Genomic DNA, 22737 nt, shown 5'->3' on the forward strand with positions numbered 1-22737 from the left:
AATGGAAAAATATTTAGAGGTTACGGAAAAACTCATTAAGTCTTTGGAAGATTCTTCGCTTAATGTTCTTGAGTTTAAATTAGATAATTTTTCTTTAAAAATTGGAAAGAGTCCTTTTTATGAAAATAACTCACAAGTAATGGATCAACAAAACAAGAAAAATATTGAATCTAAGAATTTAATAATTGATAAAAAAATTGAAAATAAAGATGAATTAAAAGAAGAAACAAATATAAAGGTTTTAAAGGCTCCAGTTCTTGGAGTTTTTTACTCCTCTAAAGGTCCAAATGAAGATCCTTTTGTAAAAATTGGAGATAAAGTAAAAAAGGGAAGTACTTTGTGTATTATTGAGGCGATGAAGATGATGAATGAAATAAAAGCTCCTTATGATTGCAAGATTGTTGATTGCCTTGTATCCAATGAAGACTTTGTTGAATATGATGCTGAAATCTTTAAGTTGGAGCAATTATGATAAAAAAAGTTTTGATTGCAAATCGTGGCGAGTGTGCACTTTCTATTTTAAGAAGTGCTAGGGAATTAGGGATTGAAACTCTAGTTATTTATTCAAAAGCTGATGCAAATCAATCTTATATTTATTTAGCCGACGAGGCAATATGTATAGGAGATAAGTTCTCAAAGGATACTTATCTAAATATGGATGCCATTATAACTTGTGCTAAAGAAAAAAAATGTGATGCAATTCATCCAGGGTATGGATTTCTATCAGAATCTCACGAATTTGCTAAAAAAGTTACTGATGAAGGGATTATATTTATAGGACCAGATCCCGATGTAATAGAGTTAATGGGCGACAAAATTCAAGCTAAAAAACTTATGGAAAAGATTGGAGTACCTGTCGCAAAGGGAATTCCTATTGACAAGCAAAGAGATGAAGAAATTTTAAAAATTTGTGAAGATATTGGCTACCCAATTCTCCTGAAAGCTAGAAGTGGCGGAGGAGGAAAGGGAATGAGGAGAGTTGATTCTAAAGAAGAAATTTTTCATTCTATAAATTTAGCTAAGGCTGAAGCAAAGGCATCTTTTGGTGATGAAAAAATATTTATTGAAAAATTAATTGAACAACCAAGGCATATTGAAGTTCAAATTTTATCTGATGGAGATAAAGCTATACATTTGTTTGAAAGAGAATGTAGTTTGCAAAGAAACAACCAAAAACTTTTAGAAGAAGCTCCTTGTAATTTTATATCAGAGAAATTAAAAGAAAAGCTTTATAAAGCAAGTCTCGATTGTGTGAAAGCTACAAAATACACTGGTGCAGGAACTATTGAATTTTTAGTTGACAATGAGGAGAACTTTTACTTTTGCGAAATGAATACAAGACTTCAAGTGGAGCATGCAGTAACGGAGATGATCACTGGCATTGACATAATCAAGGAACAATTTAAAATTGCATCTGGTATTGGTCTTTTAATAAATCAAGAAGATGTAAAATGCTCTGGTCATTCAATTGAAGTTAGAATAAATTCAGTTGATCCATTAAATAATTTTATGCCATCAAGTGGAAGAATAGATTTTCTTTTTACTCCTGGTGGTATGGATACTAGATTTGATTCAGCTATTTATAAAGGATTTGATGTTCCTATTTTTTATGATTCTATGATAGGAAAAATAATCGTAAAAGATAATAAAAGGCTAAATGCAATAAAAAAACTTAGAAGATCTATTGAAGAAACAATGATTGAAGGAATAAAGACAAATCTAGGATTTATGTATGCACTTTTATTTGATGTAGATTTTTTAAAAGGCAGAATTCATACAAATTATATTAAAGACAAGGAAGAATACTTAATAAATAAGATGAAAGAGGTAGCTAAAAATGTCCATGAAAGATCTTAAAAATAGAAAAACTTTGCTTGGTACAATAAAAAATCTTAGCAAACTTGCAAAGGATTTTTCATTAAAGAAAAATAGTGAAAAGATCTTGGTTTGTAAAAAATGTGGAAGAGCAAATAGATTAGAAGATTTAAAAAAAGATTTATTTGTTTGTCCACATTGCTCTTCATATTTTCCGTTAACTGGGATAGATAGGTTTGATATGCTCATGGATAAGGGATATAAAGTAATTGATTATAATTCAAAAAAAATAAACCCTATAAGTTTTCCAAATTATAGAAATGAGGAAGAGGATAAAAAATCTGAAGCAGTTAAAATAGCAAGGGGTAAAATTTTAGGGAATCCAGTTTTAGTAGCTTCGTTAATTGACACTTATATGTTAGGAAGTCTTGGAACTTATGTTGGTGAAGAAATCACAAGTATGATAGAAGAAGCAGAAAGGAAAAAACTTCCTATTGTAATTATTTCATTAAGTGGTGGAGCCAGAATGCAGGAGGGGATTTTTTCTCTTATGCAAATGGCAAAGATTAGTTCAGCTATTTATTCCTTTGGAGAAAAGGGAGGACTTTACATAAGTCTTTTAACTAATCCTACTATGGGAGGAGTTAGTGCTAGTTTTGCTGCTCAAGGTGATTACAATATAGGAGAGCCGGGTGCTTTAATAGGATTTGCTGGTCAAAGAGTAATAAAAGAAACTCTTCGCGAAAAGATTCCAGAAAATTTTCAAAAGGCAGAAAATCTCGAAAATTTTGGATTTCTTGACATGATTGTAGAAAGAAAAAATCAAAGAGAAATGATTGGAAAAATTTTGAGGATGCATAGGAGGAAATATGGACGCTTATGAGAGAGTTATAAATGCAAGATCTAAAGATAGAAGTGTATCTAAAGAAATTATAGAGGATTTATTCGAAGATTTTTATTATGTAAAGGGAGATAGGGCTTTTGGAGACGCCAAATCAATAATAGGTGGAGTAGGAGAGCTTGATGATTATACAATAACTTTTATAGGCATACAAAAAGGTCGCAGCATGGAAGAAGCAATAGAAACAAATTTTGGAATGCCAGAACCTCATGCATATAGAAAAGCTATAAGGCTGATGAAATCAGCCGAAAAGTTTAAAAGACCAGTTATTACATTTATAGATACACCTGGTGCATATCCCGGAGTTAAAGCAGAGGAAATGGGACAACATCAACTTATTGCTGATTGTCTTATTACAATGGCTGGATTAAAAGTTCCTAGTCTTGCATTTATAATTGGTGAAGGTGGCTCAGGAGGAGCTTTAGCTCTTGCTCTTGCAAATAAAATTTATATGGGAGAAGGAGCAGTTTTTTCAATTTTGTCGCCTGAAGGTTTCTCGTCAATTTTATATAAAAGTAAATCTAGGGCAAGGGAGTCCTCTGAACTAATGCGACTAACTTCACACGACTTACTTGAAGATGGAATTATTAATGGTATTGTAAAGGAAAATAAGAATAAAACTTCAATTTTAGATTTAAAGAGGATTATTGTTGAAGATTTGAAATATTATTCAAAATTTTCTTCAAAGGAAATTGTTAGAGATAGACATAATAAGTTTAGAAAGATAGGTGTTAAGTGGGTTTAAAAATCTTAGAAGCTCATAAATTTGATATAGAAAAATTTATAGAAAATAAATATTTTGAACAAAATCTAGATACAAGTTCAGAATGGATTGAAAAAAGAACAGGAATTTTTACTAGACAATTTTCAGATTATGGAACTGATGTAATGGCATTAAATTTAACAAAGAAATTTAAAAATAATATGGAAAATCTAGACTTAATAATTTGTGCATCTTTTTCTTCTAAAAAAAGAATGCCATCAATTTCAAATTTAGTGAGAGAAGAACTTAATAATAATCCACACTGCCTTTGCTTAGACATTAATCTTGCATGTAGTGGATTTGTAGCAGCTTTACTTATTGCAGAGTCCTATCTTTTAGAAGGAAGAAAGGCTTATATTTTTGCAAGTGAAAAAATATCTGACTTTTTGGATATGAATGATAGAAAGACTGCTATACTTTTTGGAGATGGCGCTGGCGGAGTCTTGGTAGAGAAAAATGATAAGTTGTGGGAAACAGATGTAGCATCCTTTCCAAATGAAAATTCATTGAATTTAGATGAAGACTCCATGATAACAATGGATGGAAAAAAAGTTTATAGATTTGCGATTGAAGAGGTTTTAAATTCTATAAAAAGACTTTTTAACAAGAATAATTTTTCAGGAAAAGATATTGATAAAATGATTTTGCATCAGGCTAACAAAAGAATAATTGATCATGTGGTGGAAAAAATTGGAATGGATGGAAAAAATTGTCTTTCAAATTTACAAAAATATGGAAACACATCTGCTGCATCAATTCCTCTAGTCCTTGCAGAAAATTTTTCTTCGATAAAAAGTGGAGAAAAAATAATTTTATCTGGTTTCGGTGCAGGACTATCTGTTGTAAGTGTTTTGATGGAGTGGTGAGATGGATTTAAAAGAATTACTTGGTATAAAATATCCAATATTACAAGGCGGAATGGCACATATTGCAAAGGGTGAGTTTGCTGGAGCAGTTTCAAGTGCTGGTGGTTTAGGCATTATTGGATCTGGTGGAATGGATACTTATGCACTAAGGGAAAACATAAGAGCATTGAGGAAGGTAACAGATAATCCCTTTGGAGTAAATTTGATGATGCTTAGACCTGATATAGATGAGCTAGTCAAAGTGCTTATAGAAGAAGATGTAAAGATTATAACTGTTGGAGCAGGAACATACGAAAAATTTGCTGACAAATTTATAAGTAAAAATATTAAAGTCTTGCCAGTAGTATCATCTCCAATTCAAATAAAGAGATATGAAGCACTTGAACCTCTCGCATTTATAGCAGAAGGCTTAGAGGCTGGAGGACATATTGGTCAAATGACAACTATGACACTTATTCCTCAAGCTATAGCAGAGACTAAAAAACCTATTATAGCGGCAGGAGGTATAGCTTCAGGCAGAGAAGTTTTTGCAGCAGAAGTTTTAGGAGCAAGTGGAGTCCAAATTGGAACAGGGTTTTTATTCACAAAAGAATGTCCAGTTCATGAAAATTATAAAAATATATTATTAAAATCAAATTCCTCCAAGGTAACTGTAATTGGCAATATAAATGGAATACCAATGAGAGTATTAAAAAATAAAATGACAAGAGAATATCAAAAACTTGAAAGAAATAATTCTATTTTAGAACTTGAAAAATTCACTCTTGGCAGACTTAGGAAAGCTGTAATTGAAGGCGATGTAGAAAATGGATCTGTAATGACTGGCTTAACAGTAGGTTCCTTTAATTCAATAATATCTGTCAAAGAATATATTGAAAAGTTAATGAGTGAATATAAAGAGATAAAAAATGAGTATAAAAATAAAAAATAAAAATATAGAAATACCAATTATTCAGGGAGCTATGGCAATTGGTATGTCAAGTAAAAGCTTAGTAGGAGCAGTAGCAAGTAGAGGTGGAATAGGCACTTTATCAATGGTAAATCCTGGCTATGCACAGGAAGATTTTTTGAAAAATCCCTTTGAGGCAAACAAGAGAGCCTTTATAGAAGATTTAAAATTTGCAAGAGAAAAGTCCAAGGGAAGAGGTCTCATACTGACAAATTTAATGCATGTTGTAGAGAGATTTGATGAATATTTAGAGTTTTTAAACAGTACAAATGTTGATGGTGTAGTCGTAGGAGCAGGACTTCCCCTTGAATTGCCAAAATATATTTCAGAAGAAAAAATAATTGGTCCCATTGTATCGTCAGCAAGAGCATTAAGAATTGTCATGAAAAAATGGGAGAAATACAAAAGAAAACCTGATTTAATTATTTTAGAAGGACCTAAAGCTGGTGGTCATCTAGGGTTCAAAAGAGAAGATTTAGACATAAATATTCTTGATGAGTTGCAAAAAATCATTAATTTAGGTGAAGAAATTCCAGTTTTTGTTGGAGGAGGCTTTGGTACTCCACAAGCTATGAAAGAAGCTTTAAAAATGGGAGCTAGTGGAGCTCAAATAGGAACAGGATTTTTGTTTACAGAAGAATCAGGTATGCCAAAAGCTGCAAAAGAAAAAATTTTAAGTGAAAAAAATAAGGGAAACCTTAAAAATGTAATACTGGAAAGTCCTGTCGGTTTACTAGCAAGAGGTATGGAAAACAATCTTGTCAAACAAATGAAGTTGGAAAAAATTCCACCTAAGCATTGCTTTTCATGTATTAAAACTTGCAAAAGAAAAGATACAAATTATTGTATAAGCGAAGCTCTTATAAATGCTGTAAAAGGTGATATAAATAAAGGATTATTTTTTGCGGGAACTGATATCGAAAATATTGAAAAAGTTAGGTCTGTGGATGATTATATAGACTGGTTATTGGAGGAAAAATGACAAAGACAGGAGTTGTTTTTGGAGGTCAAGGCTCTCAATATGAAAATATGGGAAAAGTTTTTTTAAACCATCCAAAAACAAAATATATATATGAAAAAATTTCAGAATATGAAAAATTTATTTTAAATGGAAATTTAGAAGAATTATCAAGGACTAAAAATCTTCAACCTATAATGCTTGCTTTTCAAATTGCTGCACTGGAATTTTTAAAAAAGGATGAGAATATAGTTGCAACTTGCGGTTTAAGTCTTGGAGAATACGCAAGTCTAGTATTGGCGGGCTCTTTGTCATATAAAGATGCACTTTTTCTTGTTAAAATAAGGGGAAGCCTTATGCAAAATGAAAGTCAAAAATACGATACTAAGATGCTTGCAATTTTGAATAAAAATGAAAATGGAGTAAAGGAACTTATTGCAAATTTTTCTTGTCCTGATGAAATCCATATTTCAAATATAAATAGTCCAAAGCAAGTTGTAGTTGCTGGAGATAGTGGGAAAATATCTTTATTTAAAGAGTTTTTAAACGATAAAAAAATACGATCTATTGAAATGAAAGTAAGTGGAGCTTTTCATACAAATTATATGGAAAATGCTGGAAAAAAATATTTTGAAGAGCTAAAAGAAATAAAATTTGAAAAACCTAAGATAGATTATTATTTGAATCTAACAGGGAAAAAATATAATGGCGAAAATTTGAGAATAGTTTTATCAAAACATATATATAATCCTGTGAGACTTTTTGATGATATAAAAAATATGATAGATTCTGGAGTGGATAAGATTATAGAAATAGGTCCAGGAGATGTAATTTCTAAGATAATCAGAAAAAACTTCAAAGAAGTTCAAGTAATTTCTTTAAAAAACGAAGAAGAAATAATTAAGAGGTGAGTAATGGAAAATAAAAAATACGCATTAATAACAGGAGCTAGTGGAGGTATTGGAAGTGCAATTGCGAGAGCACTTGCTAATGATTATAACTTGATTCTCCATGCAAGAAGCAAAAAAGATAAGATAGATAAATTAAAAAATGAATTGAACACAGAAGTTATTTGTGTAAGTGCAGACCTATCTAAACTTGAAGATTGTGAGAAAGTTTTTAATTTATGCAAAGAAGGAAATCTTGAAGTAGAAGTTCTTGTAAATAATGCTGGCATGACTTCAGATAATTTAATATTTAGGATGAAGGAAGAAGAATTTATTAAAGTAATTGAAACAAACTTATATTCAGTTTTTTATCTTTCAAAATTATTTGCAAGACCAATGATGAAAAGGAAAAGTGGAAGAATAATAAATATTTCATCTATAAGTGGAATTAGAGGTAATGTTGGTCAAACTAATTATAGTGCATCAAAAGCTGGAATTATTGGCTTTACTAAATCACTTGCCAAAGAACTTGCAACAAAAAATATTTTAGTAAATGCAGTTGCACCAGGTTTTATAGATACAGAAATGACAAATAATTTAGACGATGCAGTTAAAGAAGAAATTTTAAGAGATATTCCCTTAAAAAGATATGGAAAAGCTGAAGATGTAGCTGACCTAGTTCATTTTTTATCCAGTAAAGAATCTTCATACATAACTGGTCAAGTTATTTCAGTTGACGGAGGAATGAATATATGAGAGTTGTAGTTACAGGTTTTGGTGCCTTAACACCAATAGGCTCAACGAAAGAAGAACTTATAAGTTCTATGCGCAATTGTAGATGTGCTATTGACGAAATTACACATTATCCCATAGAAAATAGAGAAGTTACACTTGCAGCTGAACTTAAAGATTATGATGCAGAAAAAGAATTTACTAGAAAAGAAATAAATAGGCTAGATAGAGTAAACCAATATGCCCTAATTGCTGCTAAAAATGCCATGGTGGATTCAAAACTTTCAAAAGAAGAAATTGAAAATAAGCGAGTTGGAGTTTATATAACTTCAGGAATTGGCGGACTTAGAACAATTGAAGAAGATTATTTAAGAGGAATGAATAGGAGTTTTGATAAGTTAAGTCCTTACTTCATACCAAAGGCAATAATAAATTCAGTTGGTGCAAATGTTGCAATAGAACTGGGAGCACATGGTTCTTGCATATCTATGGTAACTGCTTGTGCGTCTTCTACAAATGCAATTGGAGAAGCTTACAGAGCAATAAAAGCGGGTTACGAAGAAATTATATTCGCTGGAGGAAGCGAAGCATCAATTACTGAACTTGGAATTGGTGGATTTACATCAATGAAAGCTCTTAGCACATCTAAAGATAAAAATAGAGCATCAATTCCTTTTGATAAGGATAGAAACGGTTTTGTAATGGGAGAAGGAGCAGGTGTTTTAGTTCTAGAAAGTTTGGACTCAGCTTTAGGAAGAGGAGCAAATATAATTGCGGAACTTGTGGGATATGGAGTTAATTGTGATGCCTATCATATAACATCACCATCACCTGACGGAAAATTTGCAACAAAAGCAATAGCCGATGCTATAAAAGATGCTGGGGTAAGTGCAGATGAAATTGACTATATAAATGCTCACGGAACTTCCACATTTTTAAATGATAAACTTGAAACACTTGCGATAAAAAATGTATTTGGAGATAGAAAAATTAAAGTATCTTCATCAAAATCTCAAATGGGACATTTGCTTGGCGGCTCTGGTGCTGTTGAATCAATACTTTCAATTTTAGCGATGAATGAAAACTTTTTACCACCATTAATAAATTTAAAAAATAGAGATCCAGAATGTGATCTTAATTTTGTTCTAGATGCTGAAGAATATCCTATAAATTATTTTCTCAAGAACTCACTTGGTTTTGGTGGTCATAATGCAGCACTAATTTTTAAGAGGTATTAATATGGAAATAAATTTTAATCAACTAAAAGAAATCTTACCACATTCCTATCCCTTTATAATGATTGACAAGATAATTGAAATAGACAATAATAAATATGCAAAGGGAATTAAATCAGTATCAGGTGGAGAATACTATTTTCAAGGGCATTTCCAACAAGAAGCTATAATGCCAGGAGTTCTTCAAATAGAAGCAGTTGCCCAAGTTGGAGCAGTAGCACTTTTAAGAGAAAATCCAAAAAGACTTGCTTTACTTGGTGGAATAAAGAATGCACGATTTTATAAGCCAGTAAGACCAGGAGATTATTTAGAAATAACTTGCGAAATGGTAAAAGTAGTAAAAAACCTTGGTATTGGTAAGGGTAATATTATAAGAGATGGAGAAAAGGTGATGAGTTGTGAAATATCCTTTGCATTAATATAGGAGGAAAAATGTATAATAATTTGGAAAAAATATTTGATGAGGTATATGAAAAATTTAAGTTGAATTTATATAAAAATATGTTTGCCAACTTACAGGATAGGGAGGCAACATTGACAGCAACTGAAACTTTTACCATTGAAGTTATACATGCACTAAATAGACCAAGGGTAAGTGATGTTACTGAATTTCTTGAATGCTCTCATCCAAATATAGCTTATAAAATATCTGCACTAATAAAAAAGGGCTATCTTAAAAAAATTCAATCTGAAGAAGACAGAAGAGAATATTATCTAGAATGCACAGAAAAATTTTATGAGTATTATAATATGAAAAATTCTTATATAGAAGTGGTTTTAGATAGGCTGAGAAAAAGAGTTGATAAAAAAGACATAGAAACCATGGAAAAAATTCTTGAAATTATGAGTGATGAACTTATGCCAGAAGTAACTAAATTTATAAATTCTAGAAAAGATGACAATACTCCAATTGATGAAAAATAGTTAAATAAATTAGATTAATATATTTTAATTCAAAGGTCAAAACATGATATCATATATATGATAAAAAATATCAATCGGAGGATATCATGTTTAAAAGTTTCTTTGAAAATGTTATTAAACCAAAAGATAGTTTTGCTGGCAGATTTATGTTAAAAAGCATGAACAAAGGTCATGAAAGATTGGCAAAATGGGGAAGAAGTTTTTTACAAATTGATAAAGAGGATATCATCTTAGATTTAGGATGCGGCGGAGGCCGCAACATAGAGTATTTTTTGACAAGGGCATATAAAGTTTATGGAATAGATTATTCAAAAGCAAGTGTAGAAATGGCAAGTTTTCTAAATAAAGATGCAATAAAAACTGGAAGATGCAAAATCATTGAAGGAAATGTACAAAAAATCCCTTTTAAAGAAAAGTCCATAGATATAGTTACTGCTTTTGAAACCATATATTTTTGGAATAACATTGAGGATTGTTTCAAAGAAATCTACCGTGTATTAAAAGATGATGGGCAATTTTTAATTTGCAATGAAGGTGCATTTAGAGAACAAAAAAATATCAAAAAATGGGCGAATATGTTAAATTTTGAAGTGTATTCACCTGAATATTTAACAAGAATTTTATCGCAAATAGGATTTATTTGTGAATATCATTTGGACAAGAAAAGGCAATTAGCTTTTATAGCAAAAAAATAAATATCCTTAATATTCATTAGCATCTACAAAAGTAGTTGCTATTTTTTTATTTTGTAATAATAAATGTAATTTAAAGATATTAAATTTATAGAAATTTAAGAAAAGATCAATGCAAAAATTTTTATTGGATTTAAGTGAAAAGTACAATAAAAAATAAATAAAATAATTTTTTAAAAACATTTTAAATTAAAATAAATTTTACGAGGCTAATTTTTCTATATAGAGTCTGTTTATAATATAAGTTATAATTAATATTATTCAAGGATTGTAGAATAAATGAACAAGCACAATTTATATTATATAGATAGAATTAATTCCTAAAGTAAGAGGAGTAAGTAGTGAAACGTATTTTAATTATAGAAGATAATAGAGAAATTGCTTTACAAATGAAAAAATATTTAACAAATGAGGGCTATGCTGTGAATATCGCATCTTCATATTACGAAGCAATCTATAATATGAATGTTGATGTAGATGTAGCTCTTTTAGATATTAATCTTCCAGATAAAGATGGTCATCATTTAATAAAAAAACTAAAGAAAAAGGATATAAGAGTAATAGTTACTACAGTAAAAAATGATGAAGACTTTATTATTGCCTCGCTAGATCAAGGGGCGGATGATTATTTAGTCAAGCCCTTTTCTTTAGCTATTCTTAGAGCAAGAATTGATGCTGTACTTAGAACCATTGTCTTAGCTGAAGATGAATCTATTACATATAAAGACATAAAAATAGATTTAATTAAATCAGAGGTCTACTTTAAAAAAGAACTAGTAGAATTAACAGCCCTTGAATATGAGATTCTTTTATTATTTATCAAAAATCCTCACAGAGTCTATACTAGAAGTCAACTTTTAGAAATGTTTTGGGAAGACAGGGATAAGTTTGTCAATGACAATACTCTAACATCAACTATCAAAAGAATAAGGGAAAAGTTGGATAAGGAAGTAATAACAACTGTTAGGGGAATAGGATATAGAATGGATTGAAATTTATAATTTTAATAGATAATTTTTTACAGTATATATTATAGGAGAACTTATGAAATTAATTAGACCACATAGGAAATTTATCCAAAGTTATATTGAAGCAATTGAAGAAGATGAGTTATTTAGACCAAATGCTGAAATGATTTTTAGTGAACCCGAGACAATCATAGAGCGTTCTTATAATTTTGAACATGGTATAAATTTGCCTATAAATTATGTTAGAGCAACTGCATTTTGGCTGATAGACAAAGAAAAATTTATTGGTGAAATTAATATTAGACATGAATTAAATTCTTTTTTAATTAATTATGGTGGAAATATAGGATATGAAATTCGACATTCTGAATGTTTTAAGGGATATGGAACAAAAATGCTCTCTATGGCACTTATCTATTGCAAAGAAACATTGAATCTAAATAAGGTTTTGATTACATGTGATGATGATAATATTGGATCAATAAAAATTATAGAAACTAATGGTGGAATTTTGGAAAATAAAGTGAAAAATAGTTTATTGAGAGGAAATGTTATAACAAGAAGATATTGGATTAATATTTAAGAAAAAATCTATTTTAGTCTGTGACAATATTTAGAGAAATTGGATATAGGAGATATTAAGATGGTATATTTATTTTGGGCAATTAGTCTTTTATTTCTTTATTATATCTTAGAAAATAAAAAGAAAAAGAGAATTAATGAAATTATAAACTTAATTGACAAGATGAAAAATCAGGACTATAAAATTCCAATGAAGCAAGATGATTTTTCGATTTTAGAAGATAAAATTTACAAGATATTTATAGAAATAGTAGAGGCAAAAGAGACAATTAATAAAAATAGCGAAAAACAAATTGAATATTTAGAAGATATTGCTCACCAAATAAAAACTCCTATCACATCAATGCTTTTTTCCATAGAAAACTTGGAAATGGACTATCCTAAAAATGAAGATATAAGGATCTTAAAAAGACAAATTCTAAGATTAAACTCTCTTGCTGATATTTTACTAAAACTTTCGAGTTTAGATGCAAATAAGGATATGATGAAAAACGAGAAATTTAGCTTGCAGGAATTAGTTGACTATGCTTTGGATAGTTTTACTTTAAAGAAAAATATTACATTAGAAATTGATGAAACATTAAAGGAAAATATAATTTGTGGCGATTTTTATTGGTTAGCAGAAGCTCTTATAAATATCTTAAAAAATGCTAATAATAGAATGGCTTGTAATAAAATTGTTTTAAGCTCATCAAAAAATCCTCTTTATACAAGTTTTGTAATTTCAGATAATGGTGGAGGAATAGAAAAAGAAAATATGACGAAAATATTTAAAAGATTTTATAAAACACCAGACTCTAATGGATTTGGGATAGGACTTGCCATGGTAAAAACTATTGTAGAAAAAAACAATGGAGAAATTTCTGCAAGAAATACTGAAAATGGTGCAAGTTTTGAAATTAAATTTTATAATGTCACCTAAAAATCACTTTAATTTTATACACTTGCCACAAGTTTACAGAAGGAGGCAAGTATGGAAATATTAAAAGTTGAAAATTTAAGAAAAGAATATGGAGAGGAAAATAATAAGGTCGTAGCCTTAGATTGTATTGACTTAACAATTGAAAGAGGAGAATTTGTCGCAATCGTAGGACCAAGCGGGTCGGGTAAATCCACACTTTTACATATCATAGGTGGAGTAGATAGTCCTGATGATGGCAAAGTATATATTGATGGAAATGATATTTCAAAGTATTCATCAAAAGAATTAGCTTATTTTAGGAGAAGAAAAGTAGGCTTAATTTATCAATTTTATAATTTGATACCAAATTTAACAGTTAGACATAATATAGAACTTCCGCTAAAGCTTGATAAAAGAAAAATAAATCAAGATGAATTCCTAGATATTGTCAGAAAACTGGGAATAGAAAATAAGTTAGAAAGCTTTCCAAGTGAACTATCAGGAGGTCAACAACAAAGAGTAGCCATTGCTAGAAGTTTAATATATAGTCCATCAATAATTTTAGCAGACGAACCCACAGGAAATTTAGATAGGAAAAATTCTAAAGAAATAATAGAGATTTTTAAATATTTTAATAAAACTTTAAAACAAACTATTATCCTAATCACTCATGACGAAGAAATAGCCTTACAAACAAATCGTATTATTACAATAGTCGATGGAAAAATTATAGGAGATGAGAGAAATGAATAAGAAGAATTTTCCTATTTTTATTTCCTTATTTATTGTAAGTCTGTTCTTCACTGTAATTTTTTACTATGGATATACAAATATGAGGGCTAACTATGGTTATTACATGGCTTCAAGTTTTTATCATGGGGAGATCAAAGAAGAACTCTCAAATGAAGATATTGAAAAACTAAAGTCCATTGAAGATATAGATTTGGTCGGAAAAATGTCTCTTAATCCTGACAACGGAAAACTTGCAGACGATTTAGTCGTTATCAACTACCAAGACCAAGCAATCAATAAGATGAGGGAGTATTCAAGATTAATTGAAGGCAGATTTGCTACAAAGGAAGACGAAATTGTTTTATCTGAAAGCCTCGTAGAGAAAAATAAACTTAAAATAGGCGACAAGCTAGAACTTGATTTGGGCAAAAGGTTTCTGAATGGCGAAGAGATAGGTCCCACAAGTGCAAATACTGACAGGGAAAAATTTGAGAGTCAAGGCTCTAAAAGCTTTACTTTAGTTGGTGTTTACGGAGATGTCTACAACAAGTACAGTAAACTAAGTTTTGCTCTAGGGCTACAAGATAAAATGGTCACCTTCAGAACCTTTGTAAAATTTCATTCATTTGAAGAAGCTTACAAAAATAGAGATAAAATTCAAGCAGAAATCAACCAGACTTTGGACAAAAATGTTACTTTAGAATTTTCTGAAAGTCTTATGAACTATTATGGAGTAGAAAATGAACCCTTACAAAATATAATGAGCAAGGCAGTTCTTGTTCTATCAGTTATTGGATGCATAGCAATATTTGTGTTTTTTATAAAAAACATATTTTGGGTTTGGGGGCTAAGGAAGATTAGAGAGCTTTCCATCTATAAATCTATTGGATCTACCAATGGACAAATTTATCTCTTACTTCTAAAGGAAGGACTTGTTACAACTGCAATTCCAATACTCTTAGGACACATTGCAGGATTTTTCTTTATGTATTGTTTGTATAAAAACATAACAAAAGGTGAAGGAGTAAGTGCCTTTGAAGTGATGAAATTTAATCCCTTATTAAGTTTGGCAATACTTGTAGTTTCCTTTGTGATTGTAGCATTAGCTATTAAATCCCCTGCGAAAAAGATTTCTAAAATAAATATTATAGACGGCATAAGAGGGAATATAGATTTTTCAAAATCAAAGAAGAAAAGAGCCAAAGATTTTTGGAAGGAATTAAAACTCAACAACTTAGCTTCAATAAAATCACAGAGATATATTTCTGCCATAGGAATAATAATTATTTCAGTGTTTATAATCATCATAGGTATCTCAAGTTACTACAGAGATTTTTTGTTTTACGATGATGGCTATAATTTCTCTGTTTATTATTTTAGTGAAAAGAATCAAGTACCAAAAATATTAAAAGAAATTGTAGATAAAATTCCTAACGAGAAGTCTTATATTTCAAAAGATAAGTATGTTCAAGTGGAAAACACAAATGAATTTTCAAAAGAAGCAAAGGCAGCTGGTTTAGATGAGGAAGCGAAAAAGAATATAGAAAAATATAAGGCAGAGGGTATGGATGGATTTATTATCGCCTTGGAAGAAAGTGACTTTAAAGAACTTGGAGGAAAGAAGGGTGAATTTGTCCTCTACAATACAATTCAAGAAGATTCTTCTATTCCAATAGCCAAGGCAAAGAGGATTCCCTATTTCGAAAACCCACAGACTTTAGATATTAACTTAAATGATTATAAGAAGACGATTAAAATTTCAAAGACTATAACAGATTTGGGGAAATTTAAGTCGAAAACAAGACCATTCGATGTAAAAGTTTATACAGATTTTGACACTTATTTTAAACTTATGGAAGAGTCCGGAGATGAAAAATATACAAACTATGCTTATACATTAAATATGAAGGTAAAAGATTCGGATACCAAAGATGTAAAAGAATATGTAGAAGCCATGATCAGGGAACAAATTTCACCTGAAGATAGATTTAATATTATTGCTGGTGATGAGCTAGAAGAAAAAGAGTTTAAAAGCTTACAAGCTCTAATTAAAATAGTGGTAAGTATTGGATTTATAATTTTTGTACTAAATATTACCAACGGCTACTCTTCAATTAATTTAAGTCTAATGAGCAGAAAAAAAGAAATCGGAAGTCTTTACTCTTGTGGTATGGACGTAGATGAGTTAAAGAACATCTATCAAAAAGAATTTATTGGAGAACAGGTAAAATCCTTTATAATTTCTATTATGGTGAGTTTAGCTGTAATGCTTATAATATCATTAGTAGCCCCTAGTTTAAGGATGAGTACTTTAATAAAATATTATGACTATAAAAGTTTCTTAGGATTTTCATTAGTCGTCTATGGTATTAATCTAATTATCTATCATTTCTCCTTAAAGAGAATACTAGAAAGACCAACCATTGATTTAATTAGAACAATTTAATTTTGAAAAGTATTGGTAGCTATTAGAAAAAGATGAACCTGTGAATCTAAACTTATGATGTTATATTAATGTTGACGAGTTTATTGTTTTAATATTTGGGTATAAAATTATAGAATGAATTTAAAAAACTTTTGAAGTTATATTTAGATTTATTTTAAAGGAGGATTTTATGAAGCTTTATTATGCACCGGGTACATGTGCTGTATCCATTTGGATTGCTCTTCATTGGTTAGGAGCAGATTTTGAGACAGAAAGAGTTAAGTTGGGATCTTATGAATACAAGAAGATCAATCCCTCTGGAGCGGTCCCTGCTCTTGATACGGGAGATGGAAATATAAAAACCCAAGCAGGTGCAATATTATCATATATTGCAGATAAGTACAAAGAAAAAGATTTAGGACCAGACGAAGGTCTTGAAGATGAATTTTTATTTAATCAGATTTCAGCATTTTTGTCTGCAGACTATCATCCAGCTTTTTGGCCAATGTTTGGCCCTAAAAATTACACAACAAGTAGAGATGAGAAAGATTTAGAGAAGGTTGTTGAAGCTGCATATAAAAAAATTGATAGCGTTGCAATAATTTTGGACAATATGCTTGAGGGAAAAACTCATATTTACAAGAATAAAAGAACAGTTCTTGATGCCTATGCTTATATTTTAAGCCGTTGGCTTTCAAAGACACCAAAGTCTTGGACTGAATATCCAAATTTAAAGAAGTTTATGGAAACTATGGAAAATGACGAGGAAGTTCAAAATATTATAGAACTTTCTACAAAAGAAATTTAATAGGTCTTTAAAAGACTTTTTACTAGGTTTTAGCATGATCTTTTAAAAAATTAAACTTAAATTCATGCTAAAAATTTTTACAAAAAATAAACATCTAATTAGATGTATTTAAGGATGGTTTTATGAAAATTGGATTAATTGTAGGTTCTTTAAGAAAAGAATCGTGGAATAAGTTGGTAGCATTAACAGCAAAGGAATTATTTCCAGAGGATGTGGAAGCAAATATTATTGATATTTCAAATGTTCCACTATATAATCAAGATTTGGACGAAGACGAGCCAAATGAAAATTTTAAAAAAATAAGAGAAGAGGTAAAAAAATATGATGGTTTTATTTTCTTCACACCAGAATACAACAGAAGTTACACACCTGCAATAAAAAATGTAATTGATGTAGTATCAAGAGATCCAGAAGGCAGTGGATTTAAGAAAAAGCCGGCAGCAGTTTTTAGTGCATCCATTGGTGGATTTGGAGCGATGGCAGCAAATCACGCACTTCGTCAATCCTTTATTTATGTGGATTTGATTCCTATGCAACAACCAGAAGTTTATCTATCAAAGGTTCAAGATCTTTTTGATGAAGACAAAAAAATGGTAGAAGGAACTAGAGAGTTTTTAGAGAAGGCTGTTCTTAGTTTTGTTGAGCACGCAAAATTAATAAATAGAAAATAATTATATTAATAAAAGTATCAATTTATTTAAATTAATTAAAAAGCTTTAGCAAAAGTTATTAAAAAAGCAATTTATGCTTTAAATGATAAATATTTAAATTAGTGAAATTCAAGGAGGATATTATGAATTCAAAAAAAATTAGAGATCAAAAAGTCGATCATTTACTAACACCAGAAAACGCAGCTTTTATAGCAATAGACTATCAACCTATTCAAGTTAGTTCTATAAAAAGTATGGATCAAGAAGAACTTGTAAAAAATATTACAAAGACTGCAAAGCTTGCGAAACTTTTTAAACTTCCAACAGTTTTAAGCACAGTTAATGTAAAAAATGGTGAAAATGAACCTCAAATAAAAGAAATTGGAGAAGTTTTCCCAGATATTGAACCAGTTGATAGAACTACAATAAATTCTTGGGAAGATGAGGAGTTTTATGATGCTGTAAAGAAAACTGGAAGAAAGAAGCTTATTATGACAGCACTTTGGACAGAGGCATGCCTTAGCTTTCCAGCACTTGATGCTTTAAAGGAAGGGTATGAGGTCTATGTTGTAGTAGATGCCGTTGGAGGAACAAGTGAAGTTGCACACAAAGCTGCACTTAGACGTATGGAACAAGCTGGAGCAAAACTTATTAGTTTCGCACAACTTGCTTGTGAACTTCAAAGAGATTGGAATAGGGAAGAAACAAAAGAAGAATTTGCAAAAATTTTGTTTAGTAAATAAGAGGCTAATTTAATAAAGCTCACTTTGTAAGAAAAGGATATTTGTTTTAAATTATTTTTGATGGCAATATATCCAGTTAGATTATTGAGGGAGTATATGGATATTTCGTTAAAATTAATAGTAGCACTTCATAGATGCATTGATAAGATCGATAAGAAAACCATGAAACTTGCTCAGGAGGAAGGTTTGACCTTTGGACAGTTTGAAGTTTTGGAAGTTCTTTATAGTAAGGGAGATATGAGCATTGGAAATGTAATGAGAAAGATTTTAAGCAGTGTTGGAACTATTTCTGTTATTGTAAACAATTTGGTAAAACTTGATTATATCGAAAAAATTCCTTGTGAAAGCGACAAGAGAGTTTGCATTTTACACCTAAAGGACAAGGGAAGAGATGTCATTGAAAGGGTTGTTGTTAGAAATACAGAAATGTTAGAAGAGTCTTTTTTAATGTTAACAGAAGAAGAAAAAGAAAATTTGCTCATAATTTTAAAGAAAATTGGAGGTATATATGGAAAGAAAAGTAATTAAAAAAGTACAAGGTTTTAGAACGAAAGACGGTGCAGGAGTAAGCCTGGTAAGAGTTTTGGGGCATGAAACTGTAGAGGATTTCGATCCAATCTTAATGCTTGACTCCTTTGACAGTACAAATCCAGAGGAATATACTGCAGGTTTTCCAATGCATCCACATAGAGGAATTGAAACAGTTAGCTATCTTTACAAGGGAAAAATGGTTCACAAAGACACTCTTGGCAATGAAGATGGAATTGGCGATGGAGAGGTTCAATGGATGAATTCAGGATCTGGGATTGAACATGAGGAAATGGTTCCAGCATCCGATAGACTTCTTGGTGTTCAACTTTGGCTAAATCTACCACAAAAGGAAAAGATGAGTAAGCCAACTTATAATAAGATTCATAGAGATGAGATTGAAGAAATTGATATTGATAGTGGCATGATTCGCTTGCTTGCTGGAACTTACAAAGAACATCGTGGTTTTGAGGGAGAACACTTGCCACTTGATTATTATGATATTCACTTGGAGCCAAACAAAGAATTTACAATTGAAACAGATCACAATAAATCTGTCATGATTTTCACACTTATTGGAGATGTTTATGTTGGAGATGAACATATAGAAGAAAAAACAGCTGCAAAACTATCAGAAGGCGACAAGTTAACAATTAAAAATGGAGACAATAAGGCACAAGTATTGTTCATGAGTTCTGACAAACTTAATGAAGAAGTTGCATGGGCAGGTCCTATTGTAATGAACACTTCAAAAGAAATCAGACAAGCTTATGAAGATCTTAGAAATGGAACATTTATAAAGGAAAAAATTGAATTTAATGCCGATTAAATTATAGAAGTGAGTTTTAAGCTCACTTTTATAATTTAAAAAGAGTTTAAAATTTTTAAGATTAGGATGTTTTTTATTAGTATAAAGGAGAAATAATGAGAGTAGAATTTGAAAAAAATAGAAATAGAGCGGCACTTTACGATGAGAAAGACAACCTTGTTGGAGAGTCTACATTTTCACCTTCAGATGCGAAATGGATTATAGATCACACATATGTGGATGAAAGTTTAAGAGGCAAAGGATATGCTTCAAAACTTGTAGAAAAGATAGTTGAAAATGCAAGAAAAGAAAATGTAAAAATTATTCCGCTATGTCCATATGCAAAAAAAGAATTTGAAAAAAAACTTGAATATAATGACGTTCTTTTTTAATCAGGAGGTAGATTATGAAGGTAAAAAACTATGTAGAACTACAAAGGGCTTTAAATTCAAAGGAAGATTTAATTGAAATTTATAATTCATTTACAATTCCAAATTCAATCACATTGAAAAAAGGAAAGAAACTTGTTGGTAAAAATAAAGATGTTCTTATAAGTTTTATGAATGGTGAAGGAATTGGACTTGAAGGCGATAATGAGATTAAGAATCTTGCAATTCAAACATCACATAAGGAAAGAGCCATCTTTATAAATTCAGAATTAGAAGATTTAAAAGATATATCCCTAAAAGATCTTACAGTTACAGGTGTAGTTCAAATTCTTACAAGAGGGAACAATAAGTTTTTAAACTTAAATGTTGAAAACCTTGATATTGTTGCTGCTGATGCAAGAGGATTTGTAGAAAGACCTATGAAATATGGCGTAATTGTATACCAAGGAGCATTTACAATTTATAACTTTAATCCATCTAAAGATAGCGAAATAACAGCAAATATTAAGGGATTAAAAATAGGAAGAGAACTTTCACCTGTCTTTGGAAGTGGAGTTTTTATATCAGGCTTTAATGACGAAGGTGGAAAAGTTACAGTAAAGGAACTTGAAACAAAAGAGATATATTCAAATGGAATGATTCCAACGGGTCAACCTAATTTAATTACAGGTGCTATATTTATTGTCTATGGTGCTCATGCAAATAAAATTGTTTCAAATGGAGTTGTTAAAACATATGGAAACAACGATATGGTTCTTGATGTATGGGGAGTTGTGGATGATTGGACAACAAATGAAAAAGTAATTAGCTATGGCTCAAGTGGTATCGGATTTGTAAATTTTGGAACAGTTAAAAAGTTCCTTGCAAACAAAGCAATTGAAACTTATGGTAAAGGCGCCAGAGGATTTAACCAATACGACGGTACTATAAATAATGCCACATTTTATTCAATAAAAACTGTTGGAGACGGATCCATTGGTATGCAATTTTCAAAACCAGTAGGGGAAATCACTATTACTAAATCAGTTGAAACCTTTGGTGGAGAAGGAGAAACACTTGTAAAAGGCGTTATAAAAACTTTAAAAGCAGATGGAATAAGCGTGCTTGAAGGTGCAATAATAGAAAAATTATTTGTCGGAGAAAATATTGAAACAAGGGGCGATGGAGTTATAAGTTTTAATATTGATGGTGGCGAAGTTAAAGAATTTGAAATAAAGGGAGAAATTATTGCAAAAGGAAAGGGTTCAAAAGAAAGAAATATATAGTAAATAAAATGTAAATTATATAATGTAAAAAGTTTTGTGTCAGCTCCTCCTAATAGGTTGGGCTGATATTTTTTAAGATCAAAAAATCGGCAAACTTATATAAGTAAGTCGATTTTTTCTTTGAAATATAATTAATTTTTATTAAAAAGTTTCTAATCTTTGAATTTAAAGCATAAATAAATTTTTTATTACAAGCTTTGACTTGCCTTAATGCCTGCTATTGTTCCATCACATACAGCTGTAGATACTTGTCTTACAGACTTTACTCTGATATCTCCGGCAAAGAAAAGGCCATCAATAGTACTTTCTATATCAGTCTTTACAAAACTATTTTCTAAATCAAAGTTTTCTAAGTTTTTTAAAATATCTGAGTTTCCACTTTGACCAATTTGAACAAAGACTAAGATTTCATCTTTATCTTTAATTGTTTTTCCTGAAGATAATTTTATTTCAGAATTTGAAACTTTACTTACAATCTTTTCACTAGTATGAACTATAATATTTGAACTATCTTCAATTTTCTTTTTAAATTCGTCGATGCAAAGTAACTTATCTTTATCTTGGACTATATGAACTTCTCTTGCAAATTTTGAAATATATAGACCCTCCTTAGCTGCTCCATCGGAACCTCCATTAATAATTACTAGCTTATCTTTTAGCAAATCTTCTTTCCCAAAAGGCCAGTGATAAGATTTAATTTCATCTACCTCAAGTTCTTTAAGTTTAGAGCCTGCTGCATAAATAACTTTTTTAGCTTCATAAGTATCTTTGTCAGTGGCAATAATGAATTTATCAGTTTCCTTTTTTATAGATATAGCCTTTTCATAAACCACTTCTATATTAGAATATTTAAGTTGAGCTTCCAATTTTTTTCTAAAGCTTTCGCCTGTTTCATTTTTATCAACAGATGCGTAATGACTTACTTTAGACACATGACCAATTATTCCACCAATTTGCTCTTTTTCTAAAATTAAGATGTCCTTTCCTCTTGCTTTTGCATAAAGGGCAGCACTTACACCACTAGGACCAGCTCCTATAATAATTATATCTTTCATATTACCTCCTATATCCTAGGGAATCCCTAGGTTTAACAAAATTATAAATCATCAAAAATTTAATTGCAAATAATGTAAAATTTAAATTTATAGTCTAGAGAAAAATGAGTGTCATATAATATATTAAAAGAAAAATAAATTTATCTTCTTGTATTTAAAAA

General features: G+C 30.2%; 26 protein-coding genes. 25 read left to right on the forward strand and 1 reads right to left on the reverse strand.

Features of this window, described 5'->3' with window-relative positions:
• Position 1 precedes the first annotated feature (1 nt).
• The 25 genes from ACQRC6_RS07350 (at position 2) to ACQRC6_RS07470 (ending at position 21521) form a co-directional block, all read left to right on the forward strand.
• Positions 2-472, forward strand: a complete 471-nt coding sequence (locus tag ACQRC6_RS07350) for an acetyl-CoA carboxylase biotin carboxyl carrier protein (RefSeq protein ID WP_427848388.1) — start codon at positions 2-4, stop codon at positions 470-472.
• Positions 469-1857 (forward strand): acetyl-CoA carboxylase biotin carboxylase subunit, encoded by a 1389-nt coding sequence (locus tag ACQRC6_RS07355; RefSeq protein WP_427848389.1) that lies wholly within the window; start codon positions 469-471, stop codon positions 1855-1857. The genes ACQRC6_RS07350 and ACQRC6_RS07355 overlap by 4 nt, the downstream gene beginning before the upstream one ends.
• Entirely contained in the window at positions 1844-2698 is an 855-nt protein-coding gene (locus ACQRC6_RS07360; RefSeq protein ID WP_427848390.1) for an acetyl-CoA carboxylase carboxyltransferase subunit beta, read from the forward strand. Before ACQRC6_RS07355 ends, ACQRC6_RS07360 begins: the two co-directional genes overlap by 14 nt.
• Positions 2685-3461, forward strand: a complete 777-nt coding sequence (locus ACQRC6_RS07365; protein ID WP_427848391.1) for a carboxyl transferase domain-containing protein — start codon at positions 2685-2687, stop codon at positions 3459-3461. Before ACQRC6_RS07360 ends, ACQRC6_RS07365 begins: the two co-directional genes overlap by 14 nt.
• Entirely contained in the window at positions 3452-4345 is an 894-nt protein-coding gene (locus ACQRC6_RS07370; RefSeq protein WP_427848392.1) for a 3-oxoacyl-ACP synthase III family protein, read from the forward strand. The genes ACQRC6_RS07365 and ACQRC6_RS07370 overlap by 10 nt, the downstream gene beginning before the upstream one ends.
• 1 nt (position 4346) lies before the next feature.
• Positions 4347-5276 (forward strand): nitronate monooxygenase, encoded by a 930-nt coding sequence (locus tag ACQRC6_RS07375; RefSeq protein WP_427848393.1) that lies wholly within the window; start codon positions 4347-4349, stop codon positions 5274-5276.
• Entirely contained in the window at positions 5254-6276 is a 1023-nt protein-coding gene (locus tag ACQRC6_RS07380; RefSeq protein WP_427848394.1) for an NAD(P)H-dependent flavin oxidoreductase, read from the forward strand. The genes ACQRC6_RS07375 and ACQRC6_RS07380 overlap by 23 nt, the downstream gene beginning before the upstream one ends.
• Positions 6273-7163: an ACP S-malonyltransferase gene (locus ACQRC6_RS07385; RefSeq protein WP_427848395.1), complete on the forward strand. Its 891-nt coding sequence runs from the start codon at positions 6273-6275 to the stop codon at positions 7161-7163. The genes ACQRC6_RS07380 and ACQRC6_RS07385 overlap by 4 nt, the downstream gene beginning before the upstream one ends.
• A 3-nt stretch (positions 7164-7166) precedes the next feature.
• Positions 7167-7895, forward strand: coding sequence for a 3-oxoacyl-[acyl-carrier-protein] reductase (gene fabG, locus ACQRC6_RS07390; protein ID WP_427848396.1), 729 nt, complete (start codon positions 7167-7169; stop codon positions 7893-7895).
• The gene (fabF, locus tag ACQRC6_RS07395; protein WP_427848397.1) at positions 7892-9109 is read left to right on the forward strand and encodes a beta-ketoacyl-ACP synthase II; all 1218 of its coding nucleotides are present in this window, start codon (positions 7892-7894) and stop codon (positions 9107-9109) included. Before fabG ends, fabF begins: the two co-directional genes overlap by 4 nt.
• Position 9110: 1 nt before the next feature.
• Entirely contained in the window at positions 9111-9530 is a 420-nt protein-coding gene (gene fabZ, locus ACQRC6_RS07400; protein WP_427848398.1) for a 3-hydroxyacyl-ACP dehydratase FabZ, read from the forward strand.
• Positions 9531-9538: 8 nt separating this feature from the next.
• The gene (locus tag ACQRC6_RS07405) at positions 9539-10030 is read left to right on the forward strand and encodes a MarR family winged helix-turn-helix transcriptional regulator (RefSeq protein ID WP_427848399.1); all 492 of its coding nucleotides are present in this window, start codon (positions 9539-9541) and stop codon (positions 10028-10030) included.
• 86 nt (positions 10031-10116) lie between these two features.
• Positions 10117-10725: a class I SAM-dependent methyltransferase gene (locus tag ACQRC6_RS07410; protein WP_427848400.1), complete on the forward strand. Its 609-nt coding sequence runs from the start codon at positions 10117-10119 to the stop codon at positions 10723-10725.
• A 338-nt stretch (positions 10726-11063) separates the two neighbouring features.
• Positions 11064-11714 (forward strand): response regulator transcription factor, encoded by a 651-nt coding sequence (locus ACQRC6_RS07415; RefSeq protein WP_427848401.1) that lies wholly within the window; start codon positions 11064-11066, stop codon positions 11712-11714.
• A gap of 52 nt (positions 11715-11766) precedes the next feature.
• A complete protein-coding gene (locus ACQRC6_RS07420; protein ID WP_293558287.1) occupies positions 11767-12273 on the forward strand; it encodes a GNAT family N-acetyltransferase in 507 nt (168 codons plus the stop codon).
• Positions 12274-12333: 60 nt separating this feature from the next.
• The gene (locus ACQRC6_RS07425) at positions 12334-13194 is read left to right on the forward strand and encodes a sensor histidine kinase (RefSeq protein WP_427848402.1); all 861 of its coding nucleotides are present in this window, start codon (positions 12334-12336) and stop codon (positions 13192-13194) included.
• Between the two features lie 51 nt (positions 13195-13245).
• Positions 13246-13926 (forward strand): ABC transporter ATP-binding protein, encoded by a 681-nt coding sequence (locus ACQRC6_RS07430; protein WP_427848403.1) that lies wholly within the window; start codon positions 13246-13248, stop codon positions 13924-13926.
• Positions 13919-16351, forward strand: a complete 2433-nt coding sequence (locus ACQRC6_RS07435; RefSeq protein WP_169967616.1) for an ABC transporter permease — start codon at positions 13919-13921, stop codon at positions 16349-16351. Before ACQRC6_RS07430 ends, ACQRC6_RS07435 begins: the two co-directional genes overlap by 8 nt.
• 169 nt (positions 16352-16520) lie before the next feature.
• Positions 16521-17138 (forward strand): glutathione S-transferase family protein, encoded by a 618-nt coding sequence (locus tag ACQRC6_RS07440; protein WP_169967614.1) that lies wholly within the window; start codon positions 16521-16523, stop codon positions 17136-17138.
• A 122-nt stretch (positions 17139-17260) separates the two neighbouring features.
• Positions 17261-17809 carry an NADPH-dependent FMN reductase gene (locus ACQRC6_RS07445; RefSeq protein ID WP_078756584.1) on the forward strand — a complete coding sequence of 183 codons (549 nt, stop codon included), beginning with the start codon at positions 17261-17263 and terminating at the stop codon, positions 17807-17809.
• Between the two features lie 122 nt (positions 17810-17931).
• Positions 17932-18531, forward strand: coding sequence for a hydrolase (locus tag ACQRC6_RS07450; protein ID WP_075658852.1), 600 nt, complete (start codon positions 17932-17934; stop codon positions 18529-18531).
• Between the two features lie 60 nt (positions 18532-18591).
• The gene (locus ACQRC6_RS07455; protein ID WP_427848404.1) at positions 18592-19059 is read left to right on the forward strand and encodes a MarR family winged helix-turn-helix transcriptional regulator; all 468 of its coding nucleotides are present in this window, start codon (positions 18592-18594) and stop codon (positions 19057-19059) included.
• Positions 19040-19888, forward strand: a complete 849-nt coding sequence (locus ACQRC6_RS07460) for a pirin family protein (RefSeq protein WP_169967612.1) — start codon at positions 19040-19042, stop codon at positions 19886-19888. The genes ACQRC6_RS07455 and ACQRC6_RS07460 overlap by 20 nt, the downstream gene beginning before the upstream one ends.
• 95 nt (positions 19889-19983) lie before the next feature.
• Positions 19984-20259: a GNAT family N-acetyltransferase gene (locus tag ACQRC6_RS07465; RefSeq protein ID WP_075658846.1), complete on the forward strand. Its 276-nt coding sequence runs from the start codon at positions 19984-19986 to the stop codon at positions 20257-20259.
• Between the two features lie 14 nt (positions 20260-20273).
• Positions 20274-21521 carry a hypothetical protein gene (locus ACQRC6_RS07470; RefSeq protein WP_083635512.1) on the forward strand — a complete coding sequence of 416 codons (1248 nt, stop codon included), beginning with the start codon at positions 20274-20276 and terminating at the stop codon, positions 21519-21521.
• 188 nt (positions 21522-21709) lie between these two features.
• Here ACQRC6_RS07470 and ACQRC6_RS07475 read toward each other — a convergent pair whose 3' ends face one another.
• Positions 21710-22576: an NAD(P)/FAD-dependent oxidoreductase gene (locus ACQRC6_RS07475; protein WP_169967610.1), complete on the reverse strand. Its 867-nt coding sequence runs from the start codon at positions 22574-22576 to the stop codon at positions 21710-21712.
• Between the last annotated feature and the right edge of the window lie 161 nt (positions 22577-22737).

Source organism: Peptoniphilus sp. SGI.035, assembly GCF_050315115.1.
In the GTDB taxonomy this organism is placed as follows: Bacteria; Bacillota; Clostridia; order Tissierellales; family Peptoniphilaceae; genus Peptoniphilus_A.